Origin of the sequence: Halostella salina, from assembly GCF_003675855.1 — an archaeon.
Classification (GTDB): Archaea; Halobacteriota; Halobacteria; order Halobacteriales; family Natronoarchaeaceae; genus Halostella; species Halostella salina.
This window is the reverse complement of record NZ_RCIH01000002.1, coordinates 122,963-140,037: the sequence shown is the minus strand read 5'-3', so window position 1 is coordinate 140,037 and position 17,075 is coordinate 122,963. Positions and strand designations below refer to the sequence as shown.

Sequence of the window (17,075 nt, the reverse complement as noted above, 5' to 3'; positions counted from 1 at the left end):
TGTCCGGGCCGCGAATAGCCGTCCCCGAATGGTCGTCGCCGCCGCCGTCGCGGTCGTCCTGCTGTTCGCCCTCGTCAGCCGGCAGCGGGGACGGCTGTACCGATACGCCGGCGGGGTCACCCTCGCCGGCCATCTCGTCTTCGCCGTCGCCGTGCTCCCGCTGTTGCCGTACGACTGGGACATCGACGTGTTCCACTCGGTGGCGCTCGGCATCCTGGGGGGTGCCGACACGAGTCCGCTCTCCCCGCTGGACGCGTTCGGCACGGCACAGGCGATCGTCTACGCCGTCTTCGGGGCCGACCCGACCGCGCTGGCGATACTCAACGGGCTCCTGGCCGTGCTGATACCGCTGCCGGTGTGCTACCTCGCCCGGCGGCTCTACGTCCCCCTGTCGTCGACGAACGGCCTCCTGCTCGTGGCGCTGTTCCTGCCGTTCCCGTTCCTGTTCAACAGCCTCCCGATGCGCGACGCGCTCTCGACGCTGCTGGCCGTGACGCTCGCGGCCGTCTGCGTGCGGGCGGTCGCCGAGGGGCGGCGCTGGTGGGCGCTCACCGCGCCGCCGCTCTGGGGCCTGCTGTTCCTGCTGCGTGAGGAACTGGCCCTGCTGGTGCTGCTCGGCGCGGCCGGCTCGCTGCTCGTGGCCGCGGTCGACCGGGTCGCGGACCGGACGGTGTCGCTCCGATCGCTTGCGCTCGCCGCGCTCCCCGTCGGCGTTGCCGGGTTCGCGCTGTTCGCCGCCCTGTTCCCCGTCGACGCGCTCAACGCGCGGCTGCAGTACCGCTCGGCGGGCGGCGCGGCATACCTCGATTTCATGCGGTACGAGTCGTGGCTGGACGTGCTGCTGGCCGCGCCGGTCCGCGCGATCTACTTCCAGTTCGCTCCGTTTCCGCTGCACGTCACGTCGGCGTTCGACGTGGTGGCGGTCCTCTCGCTGCCGCTGCTGATCGCGTTCGCGGTGGTCGCGGTCGTCTCGCTTCGCGGCGTCGAGACCGACCCCCGCGTGGAGATGTTTCTCGGCGTCGTCTACCTCGGGGGGGTCGTCGGCTACGGGCTGATCGATTCGAACTTCGGGACGACGATCAGACACCGGTCCGTGTTCGTGCTGCTCCTGGCGGCGTTTTGCGCCCCGGTCTTCGAATCGTGGTACCGGTCACTCCGTCGGCGGGTCGACGAGGCGGTGGATCGGCACCGCGAGCGCGACGAACAGCAGCGCGAAGCTCAGGAACTTGACGCCGGCCCCGAGGTTCGAGCGGAACACGGCGACCACGCTCGCTAGCACGAAGCCGGCGAGGCAGCCGAACAGCACGCGCTCGTCGTCGAGCAGCGAGAGGACCCGGCTGCTGGCCGTCCAGCCGTACAGCGTCCGCACGACGGCGTACGTCTTCGACTCGGAGAACGGCTCGATGCGTCCCTGCCCCATCGGTCGAGGGTACGGCCGATCCGTACATAACTGTTGATACTCCGCTCACTCCAGCAGGTCCTCGAAGCGCCGTTCCAGCCGACCGCAGACGTCCGCCCACGTGTAGCCCGCCTCCGTCACGTACGACCGACAGGCCTCGCTCGCGCGCTCCCGCTCTGCCGTCTCCGCCCACGCCCGCAGCCGGTCGGCGAGCGCGTCCGCGTCGCCGGCGTCGACCAGCAGGGGCTCCGGAACCGCCGACCGACGCTCAAGCTCGCCGAGGATCTCCGGCGTCGCGCCGGCCCGCGTCCCGACGACCGGAGTCCCGGCGGCCAGCGCCTCGAGCGTCGCGAGCCCGAACCCCTCCAGTTCGAGCGTCGGGAGGACGAACACGTCCGCTCCGGCGTACAGCGACGCCAGGTCGTCCTCGGGGACGTAACCGAGGAACGTCACGTCCCGCCCGATGCCGAGCCGGTCGGCCCGGGTCTCCAGCCGGTCGCGCAGCGGGCCGTCGCCCCCGACGTAGAGGTGGGCGTCGACGCCGTCGGCCGCCAGCCGAGCGAACGCGTCGAGCAGCGTCTCCAGCCCCATCCGCGGGGTGAGGCGGCGGACGGTGAGAAACGCGGTCCCGTCCCCGTCGAACGCCTCGGGCCCCGGGCCGTCGAGCGGGGCGAACCGCTCCGCGTCGACGCCGCCCGGGACGACCGCCGTCGGCGGCGCGTCCGGGTGGAACTCGCGCAACCGGTCGCGCATGAACTCGCTCAGCACGACCGCGGCGTCGCTGCGGCCGAGCACGCGCCCCTCGACCCGGTGGCGGAGCGTCCGGTTGAGCCAGTGCCACGGCGCGGCCCACCGGCTCGGGTCGACCAGCCTGTCGCGGTACTCGACCCCCCAGAGCCCGTGGACCGTGTACGTCCGCGGGACCCGGTCGGCGACCGCCCGGTCGACGCCGAACGAACTCAGCGCGCCGTGGAAGCTGACGAGGTCGACGGGGGCCGTCTCCCGGACGGACGCCACCAGCCGGTCGATCCCCCGCAGCGTCGCCGGGAGCCGCGGGACCGACGCGTCGTACCGATAGACGTCCATGCCCGCGACCGTCTCCCGCGCCGGCGCGTCGCCGCGCCGTCTGGTGATGACCGAGACGGTGTGCCCCCGCTCGACGAGCCTGCGGCCGACCTCGTAGTTGTACCGCCCGGAGCCGGTCGCCTCCGGGTCGGGGTAGAGGTTGTTCGTCGCGGTGAGGACGTGCATACGCGGGCTGGAAGGCGGCGCGAAATCAGTGTTCCGTTCCCGCGCCGCCGCGTCGGCCGGCGCTTGCGGCGCCCGAGCGGATGGCGAAACACTAATCCCGTCGCTTCGGCGAGATGGGGACTATGGACGCGCGTTCGCGACTCTCCCGTGCGATCGGCACCCCGGTCCTGTTCTGCAGGCACGCGAACCGGCTGTACCACCGCCGGCTCGGTCTCCGGCGGTGCAACGCGGGCGGCGTCGACCCGTTCGACGCGGACTGGGACAACCTGCTCGTGCTCGACGCGTGTCGCTACGACATGTTCGAGCGCAGGGCCGACCTCCCGGGCCGGCTGGAGCGCCGCGAGTCGCGGGCGTCAACCACCGTCGAGTTCCTCCGGGCGAACGTCGACGGCCGCGACCTCGCCGACACCGTCTACGTGACCGCGAACCCGCAGCTCCACCAGCACCGCGAGTCGATCGAGGCGCGCTTCGCGGCCGTCGTCGACGTGTGGCGCGACGACGGCTGGAGCGACGAGCACGGCACGGTGCTCCCCGAGACGGTCACCGAGCGGGCGCTCCGGGCCGCCGAGGAGCACCCGAACAAGCGGCTCGTCGTCCACTACATGCAGCCCCACTACCCCTTCGTCGGGGCCGACGCCGACTTCGACGGCGGCGACTTCACCGACGCCGAGGCCGACGAGGAGAACGTCTGGGTGCAGCTGTTGCAGGGGCGGCTCGACGCGGACCGATCCGATATCTGGGAGTGCTACGACGCAAACCTGGACCGTGCGCTCCCCCACGTCGAGGAAGCGATGCGCGAACTCGGCGGCAAGACGGTGGTGACCGCCGACCACGGCAACATGGTCGGCGAGCGCGCGTTCCCGATCCCGTTCCGCGAGTGGGGCCACCCCCGGGGCGTGTACACCCCGGAACTCGTCGACGTGCCGTGGCTGGTGTACGAGGACGGCCCCCGGCGGGCGATCAGCGAGTCGACGCCCGGGGAGCGCGACGCCGCCGCCGACGACGTGGTCGCCGAACGCCTGCGCGACCTGGGGTACGCCGAATGAGCGCCACGAGGGGGTCGCCGTGAAGCTGGGATTCATCCACCCGAGCTATCCGCAGGGCGAGGGCACGGGCGCGACGCACAGCGCCTCGCGCATCGTGTTCGAGCTGGCCGACCGCGGCCACGACGTGACCGTCTACCCCTGGGCCGAGCCGCCCGACGACGCGGCAGTCGACGGCGACGTCTCGGTCCGGCCGCTCGACCTGTCCGGCTACCCGTACCACTCGGCGCTCCAGCTCGACGCCGCGCTCCGGGAGCGCGTGGGCGAGTTCGACGAGTACGACCTCGTGCACAGCTACGTGATGAACAGCATGCCCGCGATGGGGGAGGTCGCCGACCGGACGAGCGCCGCGACGGTCGTGACGCTGAACGCCTACGGCGGGATCTGCCCGAAGAACGACCTCCGCTACATGGACCGCGAGCCCTGCACCAGCAACGGGCTGGCGAAGTGCACGGCGTGTTCGCTCGCGACCGCCGGCGGCCACGACGAGGACGGCCCGCTCTACCGCTCGGCGAGCCGGCTCGGCTACCTCAAGCTGGTCCGGGAGGGCGAGGCGGTGGCCGACCGGATCGACGCGTACCACGCCCTCTCGCCGCACATCGAGACGACGTACGCCGACTTCGGCTTCCCCGCCGAGCGGCTGTCCGTGATCCCGAACGTCCTCGACGACCGGTTCGACCGCGACCACGAGTCCGACTTCGACGCCCCCTACGACCTGCTGTACGTCGGCTCGCTCGACGAGCACAAGGGCGTCGACCGCCTCGTCCCGGTCCTGACGCGACTGAACGACCGGACCGACGCGTCCGTTCGGCTGACCGTCGTCGGCGACGGCGGCCTCCGGAGCAAGATGGAGGCACAGGCCGCGGACGGCGGGGTCGCGGACCGCGTCACGTTCACCGGCTGGGTGCCCAACGACGAGCTTCCCGGCGTGTTCGCGGCCCACGACTGCTTCGTCTACCCCGGCCGGTGGGACGAGCCGTTCGGCCGCGTGTTCCTCGAGGCGCTGGCGACGGGGACGCCGGTCGTCGCGAGCGACGTGGGCAGCGTCGCCGACATCGTCGGCGAGGGCGGCGTCACCACCGACGGCTCCGTCGAGGGGTTCGTCGACGCGCTGTGTGCCCTGTTCGACGGCAACGGGCTGGCCGACCGCTCCGCGGCGGCCGGGCGCGAGGTCGACGCCTACCGGGCCGAGACCGTCGTCCCGCAGTTCGAGGCGCTGTACGAGCGCGCGATGACGCGGTAGCCGGCGCTCACCTGCCGGTCTGAGTCGCGTAGAGGTCGGCGTACTCCCCGTCGTTGGCGACGAGTTCCTCGTGGTCGCCGGCCTCCGAAACCGTCCCCTCCTCCAGCGTGTAGATGCGGTCCGCGTTCCGGACCGTCGTCAGCCGGTGGGCGACGGTGACGACGATGTACTCCCGGTCCATGGTCTCGATGCCGCGTTGCACCTCCCGCTCCAGGTTCGAGTCCAGGTCGCTGGTCGCCTCGTCGAGCAGCAACACGTCCGCGTCGTCGAGCAGCGCCCGGGCGATGGCGACGCGCTGCTTCTGCCCGCCCGAGAGCCGGACGCCGTCGTCGCCGACCTGCGTGTCGTACCCGTCCGGGAGGTCGTCGAGGAACTCGTCGACGCGGGCGATCTCACAGACTCGCTCGATCTCCGCCCGGGAAGCGTCCCGGTCAGCGATCGTCAGGTTGTACCGGAGCGTGTCGTCGAAGATGTACGGGTCCTGGCCGACGACGGCGACGCGGTCGCGCCACTCGTCGATGTCCATCCCGCCGATCGGGACGCCGTTCGCGCGGACCTCGCCGTCGGTCGGTTCGTGCATCCGTGCGAGCAGCGAGACCACGGTCGATTTCCCCGCGCCCGACTGGCCGACGAAGGCGACGAACTCCCCCCGCTCCGCAGAGAAGTCGACGCCCCGGAGCACCTCGTCCCCGTCGTCGTAGGCGAAGTGCACGTCGTCGAAGGCGACCGACTCGACCGTCTCCGGCACCTCGTGGCGGGCGGCCTCCGGCTCGGCGTTGTTCGCGAGCTCGCGCGTGAACTGCCGGGTGCGAACGAGGTGCGGGAGGTCCTGCTCGATCCGGTAGAACAGCTCGTTCGCCCGGCTCGCCTTCGGTCCGAGCCGGAACATCGCGAACAGGAACAGGCCGAGCGAACTGAGCGTCAGGTCGGCGTACGTGAGCGAGCCGTAGATGAGGGCGAACACGGAGACGGCGACCGCCAGCTGGTAGGCGTTGTCGATCGCCGCCTCGTTGCGGCGGAGCTTGACGCGGGCCCGGGTGTACTTGTCGACCGCGTCGACGAAGTCCCCGTACAGCTCGTCGACGAGGCCGAAGACCCGGCTCTCCCGCATCCCCTGGGTGCCGGCCTGGGCGGCCTCCTGCCGGCGCTCGTTCGCGTCCGCGACCCTGTCGCCGATGTCGTACCCCGGCTCGACGACGACGCGCAACAGCACCGTCACCCCGCCGAGGACGACGGCCGTGACGAGCGTGAGCGTCGGCGAGATGACGAACGCGATGACCCCGTAGACGAGGCCGAGGAACGACTGCTCGACGAACACGACCAGCCGCTCGATCGCCTGCCCGGCGTAGAAGGTCTGGGTGATGATCGCGTTCAACACGTCGTCCGACCCCGTCTCGTCGAGGTACGAGATGTCGGCGTCGAAGGCGTTCCCGAACGCCTCGGTCTGGAGGTTCCGGATGTAGGACATGCGGAGCGTCTCGCGGAACCACGCGACGAGGAAGCTCGCCGTGAACCGGACGGTCATGACGGCCGCGACGCCCAGAACCGCCGTGCCGAGCGACAGCGGCACGTTCAGCGCCCGGTAAACGGACGCGAACAGCCCGGCGATCCCGCCCTGCGCGGGCTGGCCCTCCGACTGGACCAGTTCGATGATCGGGAGGATGAAACTCAGCCCGACGCCTTCGAGCACGGCGGCGACGATCCCGAGCCCGACGATCGTCGCGGTGAGCTTCGGATCGTACTTCAGCACGCTGTACAGCGCGTCGAGTTTCTCCCGTCGCGTGGCGGACGGCGTGTCGGAGTCCGGCATGAGTGTGTCTGGGTCTACATCGGCAGTCCAGTTTGCTCCGTATAAATCCGTTTATCTCGATATCGGCGTCGCTCGGGCGCGTGCGGGGTGCTTTAGGTGCGCCAAACTATATATGAAAGGCTTTTACGGAGCCCCGGAAACCCACGGGTAGTTCGAGACGGAACCATGGATACGACCACAGTTCGGGGGAGGTGCCAGCCGTGACGCCCATCGACGAGGACGGCCGCCTGTTCGGCCGCGTCAACGTCTACGACGCGCTCGTCGTGCTGGTCGTCCTCGGGGCGGTCGCCGCCGGCGTCGTGTACGCCGTTCCCTTCGGCGGCGAGGACGGCGAACCGGCGACGCGCTACGCGACCGTCGACCTCGGCGAGCGCTCGCCGGCGGTCGCCGAGCGCATCTCCGAAGGCGACGTGGCGACCGGCGACGACGGGACCAACCTCACGGTCACGGACACGTACGTGGGGCCGGCTGACGGGCGGAACGTCTCCGTCGTCGCCCGGGTCCGCGTCGACGGCAGGCTCGTCGACCGCGACGGGAGCGGGGAGACCTTCGAGTTCGCGGGCGTGCCGGTCCGGCGGGGCGAGGCCATCGACGTCGCGACGTCCAGGTACGACGTGCGCGGCGAGGTGCTGGCGCTTGACGCCGAGGGCGAGACGCTGGACACCGGCACGCTCCCCGTGCTCGTGCGGGCCGACCTGAGCCGGTCGACGGCCGACCTCGTCTCGCCGGGCGACGAGTACCGGATCGACGGCCGGGCGGTGGCGACGGTCGAGCGGTCGGTCGTCACCCCGCGGATGAACCGGACGAACGGGACCGACGCCGTCGGGCTCACCCTGCGGACGGTCCGCTACGGCGGCGACACCTACTTCGGGGACAGGCGGGTGCTGCTCGACCGGACGATCGAGTTCCGGACCGACCGTTACGCCTTCTCCGGCGTGGTGACGCGGTGGGGGAACGCCTCGGTGCCCGGCAGGCCGGTCGAGCGGACCGTCGTCGTGAAGGCGACGAACGTCGGGCCGGAGATCGCCGACGGGATCGAGGCGGGGATGGTCGACCGGCGGGACAACGTGACGGTCGCCCGCGTCACGGACGTCCGGACCGAACCGGCCTCGGTCGTCCTCACCAGCGACGACGGCAACATCTACGAGCGCGAGCATCCCCGGAACGAGGACGTGTACCTCACCGTCGAACTGCGGGCGCGGGCGACCGGCGACGGCCTCCGCTTCCGGACGCGTCCGCTCCGGGAGGGCACCACCATCGGCCTCGACCTCGGAACCGTCTCGGTGTCGGGGGAAGTCGTAGCGATCCAACAGTAGCGCCCGGCGGTTTCGCCGGTCTGAGGCTCCGAATTCGGCATCTAAATATTTTTAAGGCTGGCCTAAAAACTGGCTGGTAACGAGCGATCCAGATATGAAGGCACACACGGAACCGACGCGGACCCCAGTCCGGTCCGTGCAGGAGCGGGCGGGTCGACGGAGGGATCCGGCATGAGCGGGCCACAGGAGACAGTGCGTTCGGAATACAGCTACCTCACGACCGACCCCGACACCGGGAAGCGGATCGGCTTCCGCGAGGTCGACCTCGACCGCGACCTCGGCCGCCTCCACACGTGGCTCAACAGCGAGCACGTGCTCCCGTACTGGGAGCAGAACGACCCGCTCCCGGTGGTTCGGGACACGATCGCCGAGCGCGCCGCGAACGAGGACCAGACGCTGTACATCGGCTCCCTCGACCACACGCCGATGAGCTACTGGGAGTCGTACTGGGCCGACCGCGACCGCATCGGCGACTACTACGACGCGGACCCGGCCGACCGGGGGATCCACCTGCTCATCGGGCCCCGCGAGTACCTCGGCGAGGGGTACGGGGCACCGCTGGTGCGGGCGATGGTCGACTTCCAGTTCCGACACCCCGAGACGCGGCGGGTCGTCACGGAACCGGACGCCCGGAACGACCGGGCCATCCGCGTGTTCGAGAAGTGCGGGTTCGAGGCCCAGCGCGAGGTCGACCTGCCCGACAAGACGGGGCTGCTCATGTTCTGTGACCGCGAGCGGTTCGAGGGGGCGGTCGCATGACCGACCGCGTCCACGACCTCGTCGGCATCGGCGTCGGGCCGTTCAACCTCGGCCTCGCGGCGCTGCTGGACGACGCGCCGGCCGACCTCGACGTGGCCTTTCTCGAACAGGAGCCGGAGTTCAACTGGCACGAGGGGATGCTGATCGAGGGGACCACCCTCGAGGTCCCGTTCCTCGCGGACCTCGTGACGATGGTCGACCCGTCGAACCCCTACAGCTACCTCAGCTACCTCCGCGAGCGGAACCGCCTCTACGAGTTCTACTTCTACGAGGAGTTTTTCATCCCCCGCCGCGAGTACAACGAGTACTGCCGGTGGGTGGCCGACCAGCTGCCGACGCTGCAGTTCGACCGGCAGGTCACCGACGTGCGCGAGGACGGCGACGTGTTCGTCGTCGAGACGGTCGACCCCGTCACGGGCGAGCAGACGAGCTACGCCGCGGATGACGTGGTCATGGGGATCGGGACCCAGCGCCACGTCCCCGAGCAGTTCCGGGACGCCTTCGGCCGCGACGTGTTCCACTCGGCGTCGTACCTCCACAACCGGGATCGGTGTCTCGACGCCGAGTCGGTCACGATCGTCGGCTCCGGACAGAGCGCGGCGGAGGTGTTCCGCGACCTCCTCGAACGCCAGTCCGACCACGAGTACAGCCTCGACTGGATCACCCGGTCGCGAGGCTTCTTCCAGATGGCCGACGCCAAGCTCGGCCACATGATCTACACGCCGGAGTACATCGACTACTTCTACGACCTGGACCAGGAGACCAAAGACGAGATCCGCGGCAAGCAGGACCAGCTCTACAAGGGGATCGACGAGACCACGAGCGCGAAGATCTACGACGCGCTCTACCGCAACTCCATCGGCGACGCCGAGCCCGACGTGGGGCTGATCGCGGCGACCGAGGTCACCGACATCGGGTCCGCCAGCCCGCGCTCGGACGACTACCAGCTGGTCTGCGAGCAGTGGCAGGAGGACGAGCGGTTCGTCCTCGACAGCGAGGTGGTCGTCCTGGCGACCGGGTACACGAGAACCGACCCGCCGTTCCTCGACCCGCTCGAGGACCGGATCCGGCGCGACGATCAGGGCCGGCTCGAGATCACGCGGGACTACCGCGTGGAGACCGACGGGCTCCCGGGCGAGATATTCGTCCAGAACGCGGAACTGCACTCCCACGGCATCAACGCGCCGGACCTCGGCCTCGGCCCGTACCGCAACGCCACCATCGTCAACGCCGTCGCCGACGATGCGGTCTACGAGCTGCCCGGCGCGGACCCCTTCCAGAGCTTCAAGGTCGACGACTTCGTCGCCGACCGCGGGGCGCGCCCCGCCGAGAACCCGTCCCCGAAATGACCGGCGGCGATTGAGATGGTCGGCCTGTCCGGCGTGTTCGGCGACGCGGCCGACTCGGTCGAGGTCGAGACGGTCCCGGAGACGGTCCCCGGCGGCGAGACGAGCGACGCCTACCGCGGCCGGGAGATCGCGGTGCGGTCGGCGTTCCACGAGGGGACGGCGGTCGACCAGCCGGCCGAGGCGGCCGACGGGTCGCTCGTGTGGGTGTGGGGCGAGGTGTACAGCGTCACGGACGAGCGCGGCGGCCGGCGGTCGGTCGATCCGGCGGAGACGGCGCGGGTGTGTGCCGGCCAGTACGACGAGCACGGCATGGAGTTCGTCGAGCGGCTCGACGGCGAGTTCGTCGGACTGCGCTACGACCCCGACGACGGCAGCGTCTCGTTTTTCATCGACCGCCTCGGCGCGCGGCCGCTGTACTACGCCCGAACCGATGACGGCCTCGCCGTCTCGACCAGCGTCCAGACGGTGCCCGACCTCCCCGGGTTCGACCCGGCGTTCGACGAGCGGTACCTCGCCGAGTACCTCCGCTGCCGGCGGACGTTCGGCACGAAGACGCCCGTCGAGGGCGTCGAACAGCTCGGGCCGGCGACGGTCCTGACCTACGATATCGGGGGCGGCGGCGTCGACCGGCACCGCTACTGGGAGCCGAGATACCGGCCGAAAGACAGGTCGTTCTCCTACTTCGTGCGGGAGCTGGCGGACCGGTTCGAGCGGGCCGTCGCCGACCGGACGGGCGACGACCGCGACCACGGTCTCCTGCTGAGCGGCGGGAGCGACTCCCGGGCCGTGCTGGCGGCCGCGGACGAGCCGCCCGCGTCGTTCCACCTGGGCGACGGGTGGAACCGCGAGGCGCGCGTCGCCAAGCGGGCGGCCGACGCCGCCGGGTCTCGGTTCGAGCTGCTGGAGCGGGGCCTTGGCTACCACGAGACGCTGCTGGAGCGGGCCGCGCCCGTCCAGGAGTTCGTCGGCCCGTTCCACACGGGCCACGCGCTCGGGTTCGCCGAGGGGATCGCCGACGACGTCGACACGCTGCTGACCGGGCTGTACAGCGACGACCTCTTCGGGGCCTGGAGCGTGTCGCAGGCGACGGTTCGGCTGCCGTTCGATGTGCAGGTCTGGCTCCCGCGGGCGTGCCTGCCCTCGACCCCCGACGACTTCGTGCGCGACCAGGTGGCATCGGGGCCGACGCGCGACCCGGACTTCCTCGACTCGGCACCGCTCGGCGAGATCCTCGCCGACAACATCCGCGCCGCGGGGAGCGGCGTCGAGTTCCACGGCGTCGGCTACGAGTCGGTCGAGCAGCTGAGCCTCAGCTCCACGCTGTACCCCATCACGAACGGGATCGGATTCGACCTGTTCAGCGCCCTCCAGATCGTCCCGACCCGGAACCCGTTTCTCGACCGCCGGCTGGTCGACCTGGCGCTCTCGATGCCGCTGAAGTACCGGCTGCGCCGCGACCCGCTGCACCGCGCGATCGAGCGGCTCGACGGGTCGCTCGCGACGATCCCCCACGCCTCCACGCGCGTCCCGCTGTCGTCCCCGAAGGCGGCACACGTCGTCGGCAACCGCGCGGTGAACCTGGCCGACAAGTTCGGCGACGCGTCGTACCGGACTCAGGGGCCCTGGCAGGACAAGGACGAGGTCGTCAGGGGCGACGACTTCGTGGGTCGGGCCCTGGAGCGACACGAGGCGACCGGGCGGCGACTGCCCGGCGTCGACTGGGCGGCGGTGCGGGAGACGTACCGCCGCCACCGGGCGGGCGAGATAGACGCCGGCGAGGAACTGTACCGGCTGGTGACCGTCCTCTCGATGCCGCTCACGCGACGGGTCGTCGACGGGTGAGCGGCCCGGCGGTCACTCGGCCGGGAACCAGACCAGCGGGTGGTTCGCCACGAGGTCGACGCTGACCGACTTGCCCACGTCGAACACCTCCGTGTGGCTGTGTAGACACTGGATCGTGTCGCCGCCTTCGGTCTCGACGCGGTAGATGAACGACGGTCCCTGATACTGGCGGCGCGTGATCGTGCCGTCGGCCTCCTCCGGCGTCGTCGGGGTCACGCGAAGGTCGTCGGGGCGGACCAGCACGTCGACCGTCGCCTCGTCCGGGAGCACCTCCCAGTCCGACCGCTCGGCCCCGACGAGCGCGTCGGCGTCGATGTCGCCCACGTCCGTCGCGAGCACGTCGTCCTCGACGGTCGCGGAGAGGAAGCCGGCGCGACCGAGGAACGACGCGACGAACCGCGAGGCCGGCAGCTCGAACACCTTCTCGGGCCGGCCGACCTGCTGGAGCTCCCCGTCGTGCATCACCCCGACGCGGTCGGCGACTGACAGCGCCTCCTCCTGGTCGTGCGTGACCCAGATAGCGGTGACGTCCGTCTCGTCGATGATCCGGCGGATCTCCTCGCGCATGGACACCCGGAGGCTCACGTCGAGGTTCGAGAGGGGCTCGTCCAGCAGGAGCACGTCGGGTTCGGGGGCGAGCGAGCGCGCGAGGGCGACGCGCTGCTTCTGCCCCCCCGAGAGCTCGCCCGGCCGGTCGTCGCCGTGGTCCGACATGCCGATGAGGTCGAGCATCTCCTCGATCCGTGCCTGCCGCTCGCTCTCCGGCCACTCGGCGATCCCGAACCCGATGTTCTCCGCGGCGGTCAGGTGCGGGAAGAGCGCGAAGTCCTGAAACACCAGCCCGATGCCCCGCTCCTCGGGCGGGACGAACGTGTCGCCGGCGTCGGCGATGACGCTGTCACCGAGTTCGATGGTCCCGTCGTCGGGGCGTTCCAGCCCGCCGATCAGCCGCAGGGTCGTCGTCTTGCCGCAGCCGGACGGTCCGAGGAGCGTGAGCACCTCGCCCTCGCCGACGGACAGCGAGAGGTCCTCGACGGCGGTCTCGGTCTCGTAGGAGCGGACGAGGTCCCGGAGTTCGAGCACCGTCGACTGCGGGGGGCTGTCGTCGGGGTCGGCGGCCGTGGCCGCCGGTTCGGGCGATGCGAGCGATCCGTCGTGGTTGTTTCGTGCCATGAGTCACTCCTCCTGGGAAAGGATAACGACCATCGAGAGTCCCGAGACGACGATGAGCACCAGCGCGGGGACCGCCGCGAACCCGTAGTAGCCGGACTCGCGGACGCTCCAGATGTACGTGACGAGCGTCTCGAAGCCCGTCGGGTGCAACACGAGCGTCGCGGGCAGCTCCTTCATCGTCGTCAGAAAGACCAGCGCCGCGCCGCCGATCACGCCCGGCGCGATCAGCGGGAGCGTGACCCGGCGGAACGCCTCCGCGGGGGTCCGGCCGAGCATCCGTGCGGCCTCCGTCAGGCTCCGGTCGACGCGCCGCACCGACGACCGCGTCGAGCCGACTGCCTGCGGGAGGAACCGGATGACGTACGCGAAGATCAACAGCGGGAGCGTCTGGTACAGCGTCGGGGTGATGTCGGCACCGAACACCGAGAGGTCCCCGACGGACGACTCGTAGTAGACGCCGAAGAACACGAGCGCGAGCCCGAGGACGATCCCCGGCATCGCGTAGCCGACGTACGTCGCGCGGTCGAACAGTTCCGACAGCCTGCTCCGGTGTCTCGCGGCGAGGTAGGCGACCGGAACCGCGGCGGCCGCACAGGCGACCGCCGCCGCGAGCGACACCGACACCGAGTTGACCGCGAACTGCCACTCGAACCCGCCGCCCATCCTGGTCGCCCCGCTCGGGCTCCGGAGCAGCCAGTTGGTCAGAACGGCGACGGGGACGACGAGACAGAGGGTGACGATGCTCGCACAGAACCCGAGCGCGGGCAGCTTCCACAGTCCGAGTGAGACCGTCGTGTCGCTGCCCGAACTCGCGCCCGTCCCCACGTAGGCCCCGCGGCTCGAATCGCCGATGCGCGACTCGATGGCGAGGATCACCGCGGTGATCGCCAGCAGCTGCAGGGAGAGCATGGCGGCGGTCTCGCGGCCGAACGTGTTGTACTCGACGAAGATGACGCGCGTGAACACGTCCAGCCGCATGAGCGACGGCGTGCCGAAGTCCGAGAGCGTGTACAGCGCGACCAGCAGCGCGCCCGACGTGATGCCGGGCAGAAGCTGCCGGAGCGTCACGCGTTTGAACGCCTCCCAGCGCGTCGTCCCGAGCGTCCGCGCGGCCTCGACGAGCTGCTGGTCGAACGACAGCAGCGACGCCCGCGTGGTGATGAACACGTAGGGGTAGGTGTACAGCGTGAGCACGAGCGTCGTCCCGAAGAACCCGTAGATCGAGGGGATCGACTCGACGCCGAGGGGCGCGAGCGCGTCCGCGAGTACCCCGCCCGGACCGAACGCCGAGATGAACGTGAACGCGCCCAGGTAACTTGGGATGACAAGCGGCAGGGCGACGGCGACGGTCCAGAACCGGCGGAACGGGAGGTCCGTCCGCACCGTCAGGAACGCGAGCGGCACGCCGATGCCGATCGACGCCCCGGTGACGGCGGCGACGAGGCCGAGGCTCGTCACCAGGATCTCGACGATCGTCGGGCGCGCGATGATCGACAGCGCGTAGTCGGTGTCGACCTGCAGGACGCGGATGACGATCCACGCGAGCGGCGAGAGCACCGCCGCGGCGATCGCACCGCTCAGGAGGGTGAGACCGACCGGATACCCGTCGGCGTCCTCGCGGTCGAACTGTGCAACTACCCTGTCGGCCACCGACATGTTACAGGACGCCCACCTCGCGCATGAGTTGCAGCGTCGGTTCGAGGTCCGCGAGCCGCGAGAGGTCGAACTCCGGCGGGTTCAGTTCGTCGATCGTCGGGAGGTCCCCGACCGGCGGGATGCTCGGGAGCAGCGGGTACTCGTACCCGCGGGTCGTCAGGAACTCCTGGGCCTCGATGCTGAGCAGGTGGTGGATGAAGTCCACCGCCAGCGTCTCGTTCGGCGTGTTCTTGATGATCTCGGCCCCCGAGCAGTTCACGAGCGCGCCGGCGTCGGCCTGCGTGAAGGCGAGGTCCAGCGGGGCGTCGGGCCGCTCCTCGTACACGAGCCGCGAGTAGTAGTGGTTCCCGAATCCCGCGTTCAACTCGCCGCTCGCGACCCGATTGGCGACGACCAGTTCGTTGTCGTACGTACCGACGCCCTGGTCCTGCATCCCGTTGAGCCACTGGCGCGCCTCGCTCTCCCCGTTGATGAGGCGCATCGCCGTGACGAACGCCTGGAACGCGCCGTAGGTCGGAGCCCAGCCCATCGCGTTGTCGAACCGTGGATCCCGCGCGAACGTGAATATGTCGTTTGGGATCTCCGACTTCGAGAACTCGTTGGTGTTGAACGGGATGCTCCGTGCGCGGCCCATGGTGCCGACCCACTGGTCGGTCGGGTGGTACGTGTCCGGGATCTCGGAGACGAGGTGGTCCGGGAGTTCGACGGTCGCGTCGTTCTCGGAGACGATCCCGACCGACCCGGCGTCGATCGCCCAGAAGATGTCCGCCGGGCTCTGGCCGGCGTTGACCTCCTCGACGATGGTGTTCGCGTGCTGCGAGGAGGGGGCCTTCCTGATGTCGACGGTGAAGTCGCGGTACGTGTGCTGGATCCGCCGCATCAGGTTCTCGTACAGCCCGCCCTCGCCGCCGCCGAGGTAGATCGTCAGCTCGCCCCTGAGGTCCGGCAGGTCGAGCATCGACCGGCCCTCGTACTCCGTGGGGCGGTCGTCGATCAGCGGCCCGGAGCCCCGCCACTCCTCGATGTTGAACAGCTCGTCGGCGGCGTACGTCTTGGCGTCGGGGATCGACCCCTCCCGCGAGTACGTCGACCCCTCGTCGTCGTTCCCGAGACAGCCCGCGAGCGCGGCCGCGCCGGTCACGCCGCCGGTGAGCTTCAGGAACCCACGACGACCGCGCCGAGTGGAGACGGTCCGGTGCTCGTCGCCGCCTGCGTCGTCCGCGTTTCCGGTCATACCAGTGGTGTTTTTTGGCCGGCCTAAAATGACTTTACATTCGGCGGCGGAGCGGCCGGGCGACGGCGGTCCGGGTCGGAAGCGATGCAGTTAACGCCGGGCCGGTCGATCCGGATGACGAGCGCGTGCAAACGAGCATCATCGTCCCCGTGTACAACGACCCCGAGGGCCTGCGGACGACGGTCGACTCGCTGCTGGACCAGACCGCGACCGACTACGAGGTCGTCATCGCGGACAACGGCTCGACCGACGGGACGACCGCCGTCGCCCGGGCGTTCGCGCGGTCGGACCGCGTCCGCCACGTCGTCGAGGACGCGGTGCAGGGGTCGTACGCGGCGCGGAACGCCGGCATCGAGGCCGCACGAGGGGAGGTCCTCGGCTTCGTCGACGCCGACATGTGGGTCGAGCCGGACTACGTCCGGTCGGTCACCGAGCGGATGCTGGCCGACGACCGGGACTACATGGGCTGTCGCGTCGAGGTCGTCGCCGCCGAGGGAACCGTCTCGCGGTTCCGGCGCGCGACGGGGTTCCCCGTCGAGCGGTACGTCAGGGAGCACCGCTTCGCGCCGACGTGCTGTCTCGTCACCCGACGCCGGGTGTTCGAGGACGTGGGCCGCTTCGACGAGCGCCTGCTGTCGAACGGGGACCTGGAGTTCGGCCGCCGGGTCGACGAGGCGGGGTACGAACTGGCGTTCGAGCCGTCGGTGACGCTGTACCACCCCGCCAGGTCGACCGTGCGTGAACTGCTCGCACAGAACGTCCGCATCGGCCGCGGCCGCGGGCAGATCCGCCGGTATCACGGCGACCGGCTGGACGTGCGGAGTACGCTGGACCCGCGGAACTACCTCCCGGTCAACCCCCTCGGGTTCCGCGAGACGGTGGCGGACGCGTCCGCCCCGGCGACCGCGCTGCCGCTGTGGTACCTGCTCGCCTGCGTGCTGAAGTGGGCGCGGACGGCGGGCTACCTGCGCCAGCACCTGCCGGCCGCCGTCGCGTAGCT

13 protein-coding genes are annotated in these 17,075 nt (G+C 70.5%); 8 read left to right on the top strand and 5 right to left on the bottom strand.

Going from position 1 to position 17,075, the window contains the following annotated elements:
* Nucleotides 1-28: 28 nt before the first annotated feature.
* Nucleotides 29-1,276, top strand: coding sequence for a glycosyltransferase family 39 protein (locus D8896_RS04070; RefSeq protein WP_121820808.1), 1,248 nt, complete (start codon nt 29-31; stop codon nt 1,274-1,276).
* A 189-nt stretch (nt 1,277-1,465) separates the two neighbouring features.
* Here D8896_RS04070 and D8896_RS04065 read toward each other — a convergent pair whose 3' ends face one another.
* Complete coding sequence (locus tag D8896_RS04065; protein ID WP_121820807.1) at nt 1,466-2,650, bottom strand: glycosyltransferase family 4 protein; 1,185 nt, start codon at nt 2,648-2,650, stop codon at nt 1,466-1,468.
* A 122-nt stretch (nt 2,651-2,772) separates the two neighbouring features.
* On the opposite strand from D8896_RS04065, the gene D8896_RS04060 reads away from it, so the two are divergent.
* Nucleotides 2,773-3,696, top strand: coding sequence for an alkaline phosphatase family protein (locus D8896_RS04060; protein WP_121820806.1), 924 nt, complete (start codon nt 2,773-2,775; stop codon nt 3,694-3,696).
* Between the two features lie 19 nt (nt 3,697-3,715).
* Complete coding sequence (locus D8896_RS04055; protein ID WP_121820805.1) at nt 3,716-4,936, top strand: glycosyltransferase family 4 protein; 1,221 nt, start codon at nt 3,716-3,718, stop codon at nt 4,934-4,936.
* Between the two features lie 7 nt (nt 4,937-4,943).
* Here the strand turns inward: D8896_RS04055 and D8896_RS04050 are convergent, their stop codons facing one another.
* A complete protein-coding gene (locus tag D8896_RS04050) occupies nt 4,944-6,746 on the bottom strand; it encodes an ABC transporter ATP-binding protein (RefSeq protein WP_121820804.1) in 1,803 nt (600 codons plus the stop codon).
* 200 nt (nt 6,747-6,946) lie between these two features.
* Between D8896_RS04050 and D8896_RS04045 the strand changes: the two genes are divergently transcribed.
* The 4 genes from D8896_RS04045 (at nt 6,947) to D8896_RS04030 (ending at nt 12,012) form a co-directional block, all read left to right on the top strand.
* The gene (locus tag D8896_RS04045) at nt 6,947-8,062 is read left to right on the top strand and encodes a DUF4330 domain-containing protein (protein ID WP_162991432.1); all 1,116 of its coding nucleotides are present in this window, start codon (nt 6,947-6,949) and stop codon (nt 8,060-8,062) included.
* Nucleotides 8,063-8,233: 171 nt separating this feature from the next.
* Nucleotides 8,234-8,821, top strand: a complete 588-nt coding sequence (locus D8896_RS04040; RefSeq protein WP_121820802.1) for a GNAT family N-acetyltransferase — start codon at nt 8,234-8,236, stop codon at nt 8,819-8,821.
* Nucleotides 8,818-10,170 (top strand): lysine N(6)-hydroxylase/L-ornithine N(5)-oxygenase family protein, encoded by a 1,353-nt coding sequence (locus D8896_RS04035; protein ID WP_121820801.1) that lies wholly within the window; start codon nt 8,818-8,820, stop codon nt 10,168-10,170. The genes D8896_RS04040 and D8896_RS04035 overlap by 4 nt, the downstream gene beginning before the upstream one ends.
* A 15-nt stretch (nt 10,171-10,185) precedes the next feature.
* Nucleotides 10,186-12,012 carry an asparagine synthase-related protein gene (locus D8896_RS04030; RefSeq protein WP_121820800.1) on the top strand — a complete coding sequence of 609 codons (1,827 nt, stop codon included), beginning with the start codon at nt 10,186-10,188 and terminating at the stop codon, nt 12,010-12,012.
* A gap of 12 nt (nt 12,013-12,024) precedes the next feature.
* Here the strand turns inward: D8896_RS04030 and D8896_RS04025 are convergent, their stop codons facing one another.
* Genes D8896_RS04025 through D8896_RS04015 form a run of 3 tightly spaced genes read right to left on the bottom strand, consistent with a single transcriptional unit; the run spans nt 12,025 to nt 16,075 of the window.
* The gene (locus D8896_RS04025) at nt 12,025-13,185 is read right to left on the bottom strand and encodes an ABC transporter ATP-binding protein (RefSeq protein WP_121820799.1); all 1,161 of its coding nucleotides are present in this window, start codon (nt 13,183-13,185) and stop codon (nt 12,025-12,027) included.
* Between the two features lie 3 nt (nt 13,186-13,188).
* Nucleotides 13,189-14,841, bottom strand: a complete 1,653-nt coding sequence (locus tag D8896_RS04020) for an ABC transporter permease (RefSeq protein ID WP_121820798.1) — start codon at nt 14,839-14,841, stop codon at nt 13,189-13,191.
* Nucleotide 14,842: 1 nt separating this feature from the next.
* Nucleotides 14,843-16,075: a substrate-binding domain-containing protein gene (locus D8896_RS04015; RefSeq protein WP_121820797.1), complete on the bottom strand. Its 1,233-nt coding sequence runs from the start codon at nt 16,073-16,075 to the stop codon at nt 14,843-14,845.
* 125 nt (nt 16,076-16,200) lie between these two features.
* Here D8896_RS04015 and D8896_RS04010 point away from each other — a divergent pair, with 125 nt between their 5' ends.
* Nucleotides 16,201-17,073 (top strand): glycosyltransferase, encoded by an 873-nt coding sequence (locus D8896_RS04010; protein WP_162991431.1) that lies wholly within the window; start codon nt 16,201-16,203, stop codon nt 17,071-17,073.
* The last annotated feature ends 2 nt before the right edge of the window (nt 17,074-17,075 follow it).

Excerpts from the sequence above, each read along its gene's own strand:
- D8896_RS04070 (WP_121820808.1), top strand. The coding sequence starts at position 29 with ATGGTCGTCGCCGCCGCCGTCGCGGTCGTCCTGCTGTTCGCCCTCGTC.
- D8896_RS04065 (WP_121820807.1), bottom strand. The coding sequence starts at position 2,650 with ATGCACGTCCTCACCGCGACGAACAACCTCTACCCCGACCCGGAGGCG.
- D8896_RS04060 (WP_121820806.1), top strand. The coding sequence starts at position 2,773 with ATGGACGCGCGTTCGCGACTCTCCCGTGCGATCGGCACCCCGGTCCTG.
- D8896_RS04050 (WP_121820804.1), bottom strand. The coding sequence starts at position 6,746 with ATGCCGGACTCCGACACGCCGTCCGCCACGCGACGGGAGAAACTCGAC.
- D8896_RS04040 (WP_121820802.1), top strand. The coding sequence starts at position 8,234 with ATGAGCGGGCCACAGGAGACAGTGCGTTCGGAATACAGCTACCTCACG.
- D8896_RS04035 (WP_121820801.1), top strand. The coding sequence starts at position 8,818 with ATGACCGACCGCGTCCACGACCTCGTCGGCATCGGCGTCGGGCCGTTC.
- D8896_RS04030 (WP_121820800.1), top strand. The coding sequence starts at position 10,186 with ATGGTCGGCCTGTCCGGCGTGTTCGGCGACGCGGCCGACTCGGTCGAG.
- D8896_RS04025 (WP_121820799.1), bottom strand. The coding sequence starts at position 13,185 with ATGGCACGAAACAACCACGACGGATCGCTCGCATCGCCCGAACCGGCG.
- D8896_RS04020 (WP_121820798.1), bottom strand. The coding sequence starts at position 14,841 with ATGTCGGTGGCCGACAGGGTAGTTGCACAGTTCGACCGCGAGGACGCC.
- D8896_RS04015 (WP_121820797.1), bottom strand. The coding sequence starts at position 16,075 with ATGACCGGAAACGCGGACGACGCAGGCGGCGACGAGCACCGGACCGTC.